The organism is Streptomyces sp. NPDC014623, from assembly GCF_043088245.1.
In the GTDB taxonomy this organism is placed as follows: Bacteria; Actinomycetota; Actinomycetes; order Streptomycetales; family Streptomycetaceae; genus Streptomyces.
Window position 1 is genome coordinate 115,444 of sequence record NZ_JBIBZU010000012.1, and the last position, 10,892, is coordinate 126,335.

At 72.6% G+C, this 10,892-nt stretch carries 12 protein-coding genes; 4 read left to right on the forward strand and 8 right to left on the reverse strand.

Going from position 1 to position 10,892, the window contains the following annotated elements:
• Nucleotides 1–5: 5 nt before the first annotated feature.
• The 3 genes from ACF1FZ_RS20430 to ACF1FZ_RS20440 are packed head-to-tail and all read right to left on the reverse strand — an operon-like array spanning nt 6 to nt 2,368.
• A complete protein-coding gene (locus ACF1FZ_RS20430; RefSeq protein ID WP_391774800.1) occupies nt 6–1,214 on the reverse strand; it encodes an STM4014 family protein in 1,209 nt (402 codons plus the stop codon).
• A complete protein-coding gene (locus ACF1FZ_RS20435; RefSeq protein WP_391774801.1) occupies nt 1,195–1,401 on the reverse strand; it encodes a hypothetical protein in 207 nt (68 codons plus the stop codon). Before ACF1FZ_RS20435 ends, ACF1FZ_RS20430 begins: the two co-directional genes overlap by 20 nt.
• Before the next feature lie 7 nt (nt 1,402–1,408).
• The gene (locus ACF1FZ_RS20440; RefSeq protein WP_391774802.1) at nt 1,409–2,368 is read right to left on the reverse strand and encodes an STM4015 family protein; all 960 of its coding nucleotides are present in this window, start codon (nt 2,366–2,368) and stop codon (nt 1,409–1,411) included.
• A 163-nt stretch (nt 2,369–2,531) separates the two neighbouring features.
• On the opposite strand from ACF1FZ_RS20440, the gene ACF1FZ_RS20445 reads away from it, so the two are divergent.
• Nucleotides 2,532–2,858, forward strand: coding sequence for a hypothetical protein (locus ACF1FZ_RS20445; RefSeq protein ID WP_391774803.1), 327 nt, complete (start codon nt 2,532–2,534; stop codon nt 2,856–2,858).
• Nucleotides 2,859–2,922: 64 nt separating this feature from the next.
• The gene (locus ACF1FZ_RS20450; protein ID WP_391774804.1) at nt 2,923–3,924 is read left to right on the forward strand and encodes a DUF6745 domain-containing protein; all 1,002 of its coding nucleotides are present in this window, start codon (nt 2,923–2,925) and stop codon (nt 3,922–3,924) included.
• 155 nt (nt 3,925–4,079) lie between these two features.
• Here the strand turns inward: ACF1FZ_RS20450 and ACF1FZ_RS20455 are convergent, their stop codons facing one another.
• Nucleotides 4,080–4,691, reverse strand: a complete 612-nt coding sequence (locus tag ACF1FZ_RS20455) for a TetR/AcrR family transcriptional regulator (RefSeq protein WP_391774805.1) — start codon at nt 4,689–4,691, stop codon at nt 4,080–4,082.
• 356 nt (nt 4,692–5,047) lie between these two features.
• On the opposite strand from ACF1FZ_RS20455, the gene ACF1FZ_RS20460 reads away from it, so the two are divergent.
• Nucleotides 5,048–5,488: a PPOX class F420-dependent oxidoreductase gene (locus ACF1FZ_RS20460; protein ID WP_391774806.1), complete on the forward strand. Its 441-nt coding sequence runs from the start codon at nt 5,048–5,050 to the stop codon at nt 5,486–5,488.
• Between the two features lie 121 nt (nt 5,489–5,609).
• A complete protein-coding gene (locus ACF1FZ_RS20465; RefSeq protein WP_391774807.1) occupies nt 5,610–6,809 on the forward strand; it encodes an MBL fold metallo-hydrolase in 1,200 nt (399 codons plus the stop codon).
• A gap of 511 nt (nt 6,810–7,320) precedes the next feature.
• Here the strand turns inward: ACF1FZ_RS20465 and ACF1FZ_RS20470 are convergent.
• The 4 genes from ACF1FZ_RS20470 to ACF1FZ_RS20485 are packed head-to-tail and all read right to left on the reverse strand — an operon-like array spanning nt 7,321 to nt 10,881.
• Complete coding sequence (locus ACF1FZ_RS20470; RefSeq protein WP_391774808.1) at nt 7,321–8,112, reverse strand: hypothetical protein; 792 nt, start codon at nt 8,110–8,112, stop codon at nt 7,321–7,323.
• A 50-nt stretch (nt 8,113–8,162) separates the two neighbouring features.
• Entirely contained in the window at nt 8,163–9,041 is an 879-nt protein-coding gene (locus ACF1FZ_RS20475) for a TauD/TfdA dioxygenase family protein (RefSeq protein ID WP_391774809.1), read from the reverse strand.
• A 57-nt stretch (nt 9,042–9,098) separates the two neighbouring features.
• Nucleotides 9,099–9,794 carry a hypothetical protein gene (locus tag ACF1FZ_RS20480; protein ID WP_391774810.1) on the reverse strand — a complete coding sequence of 232 codons (696 nt, stop codon included), beginning with the start codon at nt 9,792–9,794 and terminating at the stop codon, nt 9,099–9,101.
• The gene (locus ACF1FZ_RS20485) at nt 9,739–10,881 is read right to left on the reverse strand and encodes a GSCFA domain-containing protein (RefSeq protein ID WP_391774811.1); all 1,143 of its coding nucleotides are present in this window, start codon (nt 10,879–10,881) and stop codon (nt 9,739–9,741) included. The genes ACF1FZ_RS20480 and ACF1FZ_RS20485 overlap by 56 nt, the downstream gene beginning before the upstream one ends.
• Nucleotides 10,882–10,892: the final 11 nt, after the last annotated feature.

Consider the following 10,892-nt stretch of genomic DNA (forward strand, 5'->3'; position numbering starts at 1 on the left):
TGGGATCAGGAGACTTCTCTGACACGGTCGTTCCTTGCTCGCTCGTTGTTCGTCGGGCCGGTCCCACGGCGGACGCCGTCGGACCGGTCGTCGTGTGACACGGCCGCCAGTACGGCGGCGACCTGCGCACCGTAGGTGTCCAGCGCCTCCGCGCCGCTGCCCGGCAGACCGGTCAGCCGCGGCAGGAGGTCCCCGAAGGCGTTCACCTCGCCCACGGCGAAACGCCGCCACCCCGTCGCGGGCAGCAGATCGACGCCCACGCACAACGTGTCCGGAAAGCAGGCCGCAGCCCGCTCGCACACGGCGAGTGCGGCGCTCCAACTGCCGCCCGCGGCTTCGACGGCGGCCCGCACCTCGTCCAGATCCCCCCGCGCACCCCCCAGGTGCAGGTTGGTCATGGGGGACCGGCTCGTCCTCACGACAGCATGGGTCGCCCGTCCCGCGACCACCACGACCCGGAGGTCGGCGACGCGGCCCCGCTGGGACGCCTTGGGCAGCCAGCGCTCGACGTGCAGTCCGTCCGGGGCCAGGGCATCGACGAGCGCCGCCACCTCGTGCTCCGTCGTGCAGCGGCGCACCCGCAGCGAGTTGAACAGCCGGCCCTCCTCGTCCCGCTCCACGGAGGTGGACGCCTGGATCCTGCCCGGCCCCGCCGTCTCCAGGGCCATCACGCCGGAGGCGGAGGAACCGTGCGCGGGTTTCAGGAACACCCGCGGCATGCGGTGTTCCGCCATCAGCCGACGCACATCCGCCCACCCCCGCACGGGGCTCGCGCCGGGTCCCGAGGTGGGGGAGTCCGGCACCGGAACCCCGGCAGAGTCCAGTACGCCGTGGCAGAGCCGCTTGTCGAACAGCACAGCGATGTCCTGCGGGCCGTCCAGCAGCACCGCACCCGCCGCCCGGGCCACCCGCGCGACCTCCTGCACCGCCGAGGTGAACCGTGCGTACCAGCGGGCCGACCCCTCGACCCTGGCCGGGTCGTCGCCCCCACGCAACAGCCGGTCCACCTCTGCGTCCTCACCGGGCGAATCGATGCGCACGGTCTCCCCGGGGAGGAAGACGGCCCCCTCCCGCAGCACCTCCAGCCAGGACACCGTGCGCGCGGCGGGCAGACCCGCGGCGCGCACGGCGTCCTGGAAGAGGCCGACCCTGCGGTTGGCGGGATTGCCGACGACCGCGAAGCGCGGCGGTTCGCTATGCGCCGACGGTGACATGGCGGGCCTCGTCGTCCTCGGGGTCCCGGTCGACCGCCTCGTCCGGCCCGACCCGGGCACCTGCCGGGGAGACCAGCTCCTCGATGCGGGAGAGGGCGGGGTCCGGGAGGTGGTGACGGCGCGAATCCAGCACGGAGGCGTGGACCGGCGGGCCGTGAAAGACGTCGGGGTGAATGATGCCGGTCATCGTGCCCTCACTCCGCGACCGCGGTGTAGCGGCCCTCCGGGCCGCGGTCGTCCCACGGTTCGCATCGATCGGACAGATTCACCGACACACCGTGCGGCTCCAGCGCCTCCGCCGTGCGGCGCTCCATGGCAACGGTCAGGAAGTGGTGGTGCAGGTCGAGTGAGGTGAGGTGGGTGAGCGGCTGGCCCTCGAGCAGCGCCGCCGCGCCCTCGTCTCCCAGTGTGCCGTTCGACAGGTCGAGCGAACGGAGCTGCGCGACGACCGGTGCCGAAGCGACCGCGGCGGCGATCTCGTTCTGCAACTCGCTGTTGCACAGGCCCAGGTGGCGGAGCCGGGGGAAGCGGGTGCCGGTGAGCAGTGGCGCGAGGTCCGGAACGACCACGTCGCCCCCGTACGCGGAGACACCGAGCCAGAGCTCCAGGCGCTCCAGAGCCGGCAGCTCGCTGCCCAGAATTCCGCGCAACGCCTCCGCGGGCAGCCCACCGCTCTCGATGACGAGCCCTCGCAGGGACTCGTGCTCGACGGGAGGGAACGCCAGGCCGGTGCCACCACGTACACCGAGATGGGTCAGATCCGGGAAGGCGGTGAGCAGAGCGGTGACGTCCGACTGCTCGATCCACGAGATCTCGGCCTCCTCCACCACGAGGTCCCCGACGAAAACCGCCCTGAGGGAGGTCAGCCGACGGGCCGCGGCGATGACGAGCCCGATGGGGTAGGCGGAGGTCTCCTCGTAGCACTCGCCCCACTGCCCGATGATCAGAGCCTGGACGCCTGACGGGTCGACGGTTTCGAGGAAGGCCTTGAACTCCTCCTCCCAGCTGACGCCCCCCTCGTCGGGGTCGAACGGGTCGACGCTGATGCGCCAGGCCGCGGAATCGGCCGGTGGAAGGGCCGTCCCGTCGGTCTCGCGCCGGAAATCGACGGCCGGGAGGCCGAGCAACTCGTGCAGACGGTCCGCGTCGGACATGGCACTGAGCTCCTGATACTGGGGACGGCTGATGTCCGCAAGGTCTATCAAGCGTCACTGACAACGGCGTGACCGGGCCCGGGTTCCCGCCGATGTCAGACCCCTCTCGTAGCGTCTTCCCCGTGGCCGGCACAAGGGGTGCCGAGCCGGAGGGGAGACGTCTGTGTACCGGCAGGGCGACGTGCTGATGATGGCGCTGGAGGAGTCGGAGGTGCCCGCGCATCTCCTCGACGCACCGGGCGAACCGCGCGACGGGCGGGGGAGGCTGGTCCTGGCGCTGGGTGAGGTCACCGGCCACGCGCACGCCGTGCAGGGGCCGGGCCGGCTGATGAGGGAGGCGGGACCCTTCGGCCCGATGCTGCTCCATCTCCCGGAAGGCGGGCGCGTGGTCCACGAGGAGCACGCCGCGATAGCGCTGCCGCAGGGCTGGTACCGCGTCGTGCGCCAGCGCGAGTACGCCCCGGGCGCGGTCCGGATCGTCGCGGACTGACCCACCGTGTGGGGCGTGCGGTGATGTGCGGACAGGGAACAGGAACAGGGGACGGGGAACACCGATGCAGCATGTGAACACGTGGCGGGCCGTGGCGGCGGCCACGGGCAGGGCCGACCGGGACGCGGCCGAGGACGGGGTTCGGCTCGCCTACCGCAGCGCGGGGCTCGACGAGCCCGAGCGCATCATCTGGGCGGATTCGCCCAGGGCAGCGGTCGAGGCGGTGGAGAAGCTCTCCGGCGCGGGCCGCTCGGTGCGCGAAGAGGTCCGTACCCGGCCCTGGGCGGAGGAACGGCGCCGGATGTACGACGAACTGGGCCCGGCCGGCTGGTCCTCCCTGTGGTCCGCCACCGGGGCCCAGCTCTGGGAGACCACGGCCGCACTGGCCGAGCGGATACGGACAGGGGTCGTCACCGAGCTCGCGTCACGCCCCGAGGACGAATCCGGCATCCGTCTCGTGCTGCTCGACGCGGTCCTCGGACAGCACGACGCTGCCTGGCTCGCAGCCTTCGACGGCCACGGCGACCGGCTGACCGGTCTGGCGGAGGTGGCCAGGAACGCCGGCTGGTGGTGGCCCTACGAGCACGCGGTGGTGATCAGCGACCGGCCCGAGGTGCTCCACCGTGACGAGGCGGGGCGGCTCGACCGGGGTGACGGGCCGGCTGTCGCCTACCCGGACGGCTTCGCCCTGTACGCCTGGCGAGGGATGCCTGTGCCGGCCGAATTCCTGGGCGGTCTGGCGAGCCTGACCCCGGACCGGATCCGCGCCGAGGAGAACGCGGAGCTGCGCCGCGTGATGCTCGAGTACTACGGCTACGACCGCTACCTCGCGGAGTCGGGCGCGGAGCCGGTGCACCGGGACGGGACCGGGGTCCTCTGGCGCATAGCGATGGAGGGCGACGAGGACGTCGTGATGGTCGAAGTCGTCAACTCCACCCCCGAGCCGGATGGCACGCACCGCACCTACTGGCTGCGCGTACCGCCCAGGACCCGGACCGCGAAGGAGGGCGTCGCCTGGACCTTCGGTCTCGAGGGCGAGGCCTACGCGCCGGTGCGCCAGACCTGACCGGATGCGTGCCGCCCCCGCCGGCCGGTCCTGGGCCCCGGTGTCCTCGAACGGTCTGCGTGCCGGCCCTGGACCGGGCAGGCGGCTCCTCCGGGGCCCCCGCGCCCCGTCCGGACAGGTCGAGCCCGGTGCCCGGGCGACCTGTGCCCGGCGCCTCAGGCGGTCAGAGCCTCGTGGGCGATGCCGAGTTCGCGGGCGAGCGCCTCTTCGGTCCACTGCAGCATCGTGGCCCGGGAGAGCGGACCCGCGTACGACATCATCTGGACGGCCAGTCCGTCCAGCAACGCAGTCAGCCGCCAGGCCACGGACATCGGGTCCTCGCAGTGGAACTCACCCGCCGCAGCACCCTCCTCGATGACCTCGGCCAGCTCCGCCTTCCACTGCTGGTCGAGATCTCCGGCCACCTCACGCAGCGCAGGATCACGCAGGGACGAGGCCCAGCCCTCGATCCACAACCGCCATCCCTTGGCCCGGCCGGTCGGCGCATACCAACGAACGGCCGCCCGAAGCCGCCGGACCGCGCTGGTGCGACGGGTCAGCAGCTTGCGCAGATGCGCGAGATCGGCCTCGGCGGCGTAGGCGAAGGCGGCGGCCACCAGTTTCTCCTTGGACGAGAAGTGGTAGAGCACCAGGGCGTTGCTCACCCCGAGAACAGCGGCCACATCGGCGATACGGACGGCGGACACGCCCCGTACCTCGATCTGCTCGACGGCAGCGCGCAGGAGGTCCTCACGACGCTCCGCCACGCTCAGCCGTACTCTCGCCACTCGGTTACCTTAGCCAATTCCCAGATCCTGGCTGCCGGCCCCAGGACCCCGTCGGCCACCGGCACCAGCCGAGCGGTTCCGCCATCCCCGGAAGCCGGGCCGTCACGAGCGCGTGCGCGGCTGCCCGCAGCCGTCCGCTCCAGGACACGGGCGACGCGGGCGCGCGGGTCACAGCCGGTACCGCCCCTGGCGCCGCCCGGCGGGAGGCGGCGCGCCCGAGGACCACAGTTCGCGGAGATCAGCAGGGGCGGGGCAGGGGCGTCATGGGGCAGCGGCCGACGCCGCGGAGCACCGGATGTGACGTCCTCGTACCCAGAATGCGGAATCCTGCGGAGGGTACGGACGTTGGAGTCGGCATGACGGACACCGAACCCGGGCGCGAGGCGCTGCTCCGACTCGTCGGAGAGTGCGACGGCGGGGTGCTGGTCACTCTCAAGAGTGATGGTAGGCCCCAGCTGTCCAATGTGAACCACGCCTATTACCCCGAAGAAGGGGTCATCCGTGTCTCCATCACGGAAGGCCGGGCGAAGACCCGCAACCTCCGCCGCGACCCACGGGCGAGCTACCACGTGACCAGCGACGACCGGTGGGCCTGGACCGTCGCCGACGTCACCGCCGAGCTGACTCCGCCCGCCGCCGACCCCCACGACGCGACCGTGGAGCAGTTGGTCACCCTCTACCAGGACGTGCGGGGAGAGCATCCCGACTGGGACGACTACCGTCGGGTGATGGTCCAGGACCGCAGAGTCGTCCTGACTCTGCGGATCGAGCACGTCTACGGCCAACCGCGTACCTGATGCGACGCCCCTGCGACACGGCTCCGGGGAAAACGCTCGACGCTGCTCCTCCCACCGCCGGGCTCTCGCTCTGTCGCGCCTCCCGACCATAATGAGACGACCGACTCCCTCAGGAGATGCTGTGACCGGCGCCGACCCCCAGCCCTCACTCCGTACCCGACTCCGCTCACTCCGCCCCGATGCCTTCGGGGCGGACCCGGCCGGGGCGCGGATGGAGCGGATCCGCCGCTCGCCCAATTTCACCGACGGAGTGTTCCAGAACCCGGAAGGAGCGCGGACCAGGCCGTCCGGCTCCATGCTCGACTTCGCCAAGGTGTACTTCCGCAAGGAGGAACGGGCCCGCAGAGCCCCCCTCGGCGCCGTGCCCGTCCATGCCACGACCCTGGCCGACCTGGCCGCGCCGTCGGCCACGGGCCTGCGGGTGACCTGGCTGGGCCACTCCAGCGTGCTCGTCGAGATCGACGGACGGCGAGTGCTGTTCGACCCGGTCTGGGGTGAGCGGTGCTCGCCGTTCGCGTTCGCCGGGCCGAAGCGGCTGCACCCTGTCCCGCTGCCTCTCGCCTCGCTCGGGTCCGTCGATGCCGTCGTGATCTCCCATGACCATTACGACCACCTGGACCTGCCCACGATCAGGGCCCTCTCCAGGACGGACACGGTGTTCGCGGTGCCGCTCGGCGTGGGTGCCCACCTGGAGCGGTGGGGGGTGCTCCCGGACCGCGTCCGCGAACTCGACTGGAACGAGACCGCGCAGATCGCAGGCCTCAGCCTGACCGCCACCCCCGCGCGGCATTTCTGCGGACGAGGGCTGCGCAACCAGCAGCACACGCTCTGGGCGTCGTGGGCCGTGGCCGGCCCGGAGCACCGGGTCTACCACAGCGGGGACACCGGTTACTTCTCCGGTTTCCAGGACATCGGCGCCGAACACGGCCCCTTCGACGTGACGATGATCCAGGTCGGCGCCTATTCGGAGTACTGGCCCGACATCCACATGACACCGGCAGAAGGACTGCGGGCGCACCTGGACCTCCAGGGAGGCCGGCCGCATGGTGCGCTGATGCCGATCCACTGGGGCACGTTCAACCTCGCGCCGCATGCGTGGGCGGAGCCGGGGGAGTGGATGAAGGACGCGGCCGAGGAAGCCGGCCAGACGGTGGCGTTCCCGAGGCCGGGCGAGCCGTTCGAGCCGGCGGGGGAGCTGCCGGTCCAGCCGTGGTGGCGGGCGGTCTCCGGTCCGATCGCACACCCCTGGCGGCGTCCCCGGATCGCTGGGGGTGCGGCCGGGACGAGCAGGGGTGATCTGGACCTCGCGGGTGAGCGGTGACGTCGGCCGGGACGAGCTTGGTGAGACGGTCCGGGTACCGGAGCGTCTTCCGGCCGATGAGCTGGGTCGTTCGCCGCTGGTAACCGGCCGTGGTCGGGTCGGTGATCCACGAGGGGGATTCGGCGCGCGGCGCGTGCTGGAGCGCCGGGCCCTGGATCACCGGGGAGCCCGGACCGCCGCACTCCACCGTTCCGGCCCCGGCCCCGCCGGCGACGGGGCGCCGACCCTCCCGAGGCCGCGCAGGGGTGAGGTCACCGGCGCCGCGACCATCCCGGTGGCCGCCGACGCCGAGGCCCTGATGCTGCTTACACCCGTGGCCTGCACCATTCGGCCGCGTGCCCTGCGCGTCCTGGTGCCCCGGGACGGGCCGGGCGCCGCGCCACCGGAACCGCCGCTGGTCCGGCGGCGGATCGTGACCCTCGCCCTGGCCGCCCCGGACGCGTCGAAGGCCGAGCGAGGCTCCCTGCGGCCGGCCCGCCGCCGGCGGTTGCAGGGCCCCGCGACCGCGCGATCACCGGTTCCGGAGCGGCCGCGCCCCGGCCAGTGCCGTGAGGAACCCCTCGGACAGACGCGCGGCCGGATTCCCGGCGGCCGGTGCATGCGGCCCGGCCTGTTCACAGGCACGGACCACCGCTCGTACGTGGGAACCGGGGAAGGTGTCCGCATAGGCCCCGCGGTCGTCTGCGGAGTAGGCGAGCGCCAACGCGTCGCTCAGGGCCAGCGCGTGCGCCTCGGCGAAGGCGCGCGCGCCGGCGGCGCAGCTCAGTTCGGCGTACTCGTGACCGTAGGCGTCGGCCTCGGCCGGGGACCGGCCCTGGGACAGCGCGTAGTCGCGGGCCCCCGCGTGGCCCTCGGTGTAGGCGGCCGTCCGGTCGTACGCCGCGGCGTGGAGGTGGAGCAGGACCGGATGCAGCGCGGTCCGCCAGGCGTCCGGGGCAGCCGGTCGCCCCGCGGCCGCCCCGGTGTGCAGACGGGCGAGTGAGGAGACCGGCACCGCCTCCGCGCCGGGCACCGCCTCGGCGACGAGGGGCAGGACCGTGTGGCGGTGCCAGTCGTGGACCACCGACAGGCCGGAGCCCACCGACAGACCGGTGACCGTGTCCTCCCCGTACCGCTCCCGGAGCAGCGTGTGCAGACGAAGGGCCCAGCCGCCGCGGGCGCCGGCCGGCAACTCGTCGTGAAGGGCGGTCGCAACAGGCCACAGCCCTAAGGGAGATGCCGGGCCGGACACGGACCCGGGCCCGGCGTCCGGTGACCTCAGCGCGGTCAGGAACCCCGCCACCCCGTCGGTCATGGAAGTCATGCGGTACCGCCCTCCTTTTCCCAGAGGATCGATGATGTGCGCGGAACGGATCAGCGGTGCAGGGGCGTGCCCTCGACGGCGATCCGGCGGCCGAGCCGCGTGAGGGGGAAGTAGTCCCACACGGCGTGGTGCTGCACGCTGCGGTTGTCCCAGACCACCAGGGTGCGCGACTGCCACCGCACGCGGCACTGCAGCAACGGGGTGCGGGCTACGTGCGCGTACAGCATGCCCAGCAGCGTGTCGCTCTCGGTGCGGGAGAGCTGGGTGATGTGCGAGGTGTAGGGGGCGTTCACGAAGAGCAGCTCACGGTCGGTCTCCGGGTGCCGGACGACGACGGGGTGCTCGGTGCGCGGCACGTCGTACTCGGCCGGAGGGTTCTGCCCGGCGGCGGTCCACGGCAGGGCGCCGTCGTGCAGGGCGGTCAGTCCGCCGAGGAACTCCTTCATCGCCGGGGAGAGCAGTTCGTAGGCGAGGTGCATGTTGGCGAACAGGGTGTCGCCACCGCTGCCCCCCTCGGGAACGGTCGTGAGGTACAGCAAAGACCCGAGGGAAGGCGCAGGGTCCGCCGTACCGTCGGAGTGCCAGCCGTTGCCGGCCACGGCCCGGGAGTCCTTGTCCGCGCTGATCTCCAGGATGTACGGGTCGGAACCCTCCACGGGGAGGGTGACCGGGTGCAGTTCACCGAAGACGCCCGCGAACCGCTTGTGCTGCTCGGGGGTGAGGTCCTGGTCGCGGAAGACCAGGACGTGGTGGGACTGGAAGGCGTGCTTGACCTCCTTCTCCTGCTGGGGCGTCAGCTCCTGCGACAGGTCGAGGCCCGAGACCTCCGCGCCCAGCAGCGGGGTGAGGGGGCTGACCGAGAGGGTCTCGTACGGCTCGGCGGGCCGGGTGGTCAGACGTTCGACAGCCTGAAGGGCGTACTGCTCCATGGGGACCTCCGGGTCGGGGCGGGGGAGAGGACTGGAACGGACGGCGGCGGGGGCGGATCACAGTCCCCGGTCGAGGAGTTCGGCGACCACGAGGCGGCCGAAGGCGAGGTTGCCGTGGATCGTGTCGTCCGGCAGGCAGAAGGCGGGGCGCTGGTCCCCCGAGTGGTCGGTCACCCGGGCGCGCAGGTCGACGACCTCGACGCCGCGCGCGGCGATCTCGTCACGGACGACGTCCTGCGCGGCGTGGAACACCCGGGCGTCCGACATGCCGGGGACGCGCTGCGGCGGCATGACCGCCACCACCCGCAGACCGAGCGCGGCCGTGTGGTCGTAGAAGGCGAGCGCGCCGCGGGTCATGGCCCGCACCAGGGCCGAGAAGAACGCGCTGAGCAGGAAGGGCTCCGGGAAGTCACCGCGGCGGTCGCGGTGGACATCCCAGTTCTGCCGGGTGGCCACCGTGTGGGCGCTGAACCCGAAGGTGCACACCAGCGGCACCGGCAGCCCGGCGAGCCCTCCGGCGCCCAGGGCGTCGAGGAACTCCCGGTAGAGCCGCTGTCCTTCGGGCGCGCGGAAGCGGATTTCGGCGCCGTCGGTGTCGAAGAAGGGGCCCAGGAAATCCCGGCCCGAACCGAGCGGCCCGCCCGCGAAGGGCAGTCCGGCGGCCCGCGCGGCCTGACCGACGCAGGCCGCGTGGGAGTCACCGAGCAGGAGGAACCGGGCGGGGGCCGTAGTAGTCGAGCAGGGCGTCGTCACAGGAGTGGTCCTCTCCGCCGGTGGGCGGCGACTGCGGGGGAGTGTGCGGTGTGCGGGGCGGTCCGCCCCGCAGGGCCCGGAAGAAGTGCCCCATCACGTAGGCCACGCCCTCGGGACGGACGGTACGCAGGTTGGCCTCGAAGAAGCCCCGCCGGCCCCCGGAATCCGGCGTGTCCGAGGCACCCGACGGGTCCCGGTCACCCGGAGGGGCCGGGAGGACCGGGAGCCCCGGCAGGCCCGTGACGATCTCGTACGACGGGAAGTAGTCGACGTGGTCGTCCTCGTCCGCGAGCTGCCCGGCCGCCGCCCGCAGCACCGACTTCGAGAAGGTGGTCGCGACCAGGGCGTGCCGTCCGGTGGCGGTGGCCGTCAGCGGCACAGGAGAGACCGTGAGGACCGTCCGCAGCCCGGGGTTGACACCCCGGGCCATGGCCAGTGCCTCCGTGAGGTCCTCGTGCACCTGCGAGACCGTGTGGTTGCACAGGATGTGCCGGCCGGCGTCGAAGGAACCGCGGACGGTCCCGGGGCACATCGGCAGCACGGTGTCCCGCTCCGTGTCGTGCCACGCCTCGGTCAGGCCGAGGGTGAAGACGAAGACCTCCGCCTCGGCCAGCGCGGTGCGCAGCGCGGCGAGGGTGACCTCGCGGGAGCGCAGCAGCTCACCGGGCGAGGCGAATCCTCCCGGCTCCACCGTGGGCCGGTACGGGTCGTAGAAGCGCCCGTCCTCCTCCCAGACCTCCCCGGGGGGCCTGCGGGAGCCGAGCGCCCAGGCGATCCACTGGCGCAGCGCGGCGGCGGTGTAGATGTTCCCCGTACGGAAGGAGAACCGGCGGTAGCCGCGGGCCGACCGCTGCTCGGCGGTCAGCCCCGGGGGCGGCGGCTCCGCGTCGTACCAGTGCATGCCCTCCTCCAGCAGGGCGCGTCCGATGTGGCCGGCGAAGCAGGACCCCGCGGTGATGACGGGCGCGTCCTGCCCGATCGGCCACTTCGGCGTCCACAGGTCAGCGATGTCCAGCGGGTCCCGTTCGGCGACCGCGCTGCGCCAGAAGGAGCGCTCCGGCAGGCTCGTATAAGGGTGTGATGCCATGGGGGAGTGCC

Coding starts and splice junctions, on each gene's coding strand:
- ACF1FZ_RS20440 (WP_391774802.1), bottom strand. CDS start 2,368: ATGTCCGACGCGGACCGTCTGCACGAGTTGCTCGGCCTCCCGGCCGTC.
- ACF1FZ_RS20475 (WP_391774809.1), bottom strand. CDS start 9,041: ATGGAGCAGTACGCCCTTCAGGCTGTCGAACGTCTGACCACCCGGCCC.
- ACF1FZ_RS20470 (WP_391774808.1), bottom strand. CDS start 8,112: ATGACTTCCATGACCGACGGGGTGGCGGGGTTCCTGACCGCGCTGAGG.
- ACF1FZ_RS20430 (WP_391774800.1), bottom strand. CDS start 1,214: ATGTCACCGTCGGCGCATAGCGAACCGCCGCGCTTCGCGGTCGTCGGC.
- ACF1FZ_RS20435 (WP_391774801.1), bottom strand. CDS start 1,401: ATGACCGGCATCATTCACCCCGACGTCTTTCACGGCCCGCCGGTCCAC.
- ACF1FZ_RS20485 (WP_391774811.1), bottom strand. CDS start 10,881: ATGGCATCACACCCTTATACGAGCCTGCCGGAGCGCTCCTTCTGGCGC.
- ACF1FZ_RS20450 (WP_391774804.1), top strand. CDS start 2,923: ATGCAGCATGTGAACACGTGGCGGGCCGTGGCGGCGGCCACGGGCAGG.
- ACF1FZ_RS20460 (WP_391774806.1), top strand. CDS start 5,048: ATGACGGACACCGAACCCGGGCGCGAGGCGCTGCTCCGACTCGTCGGA.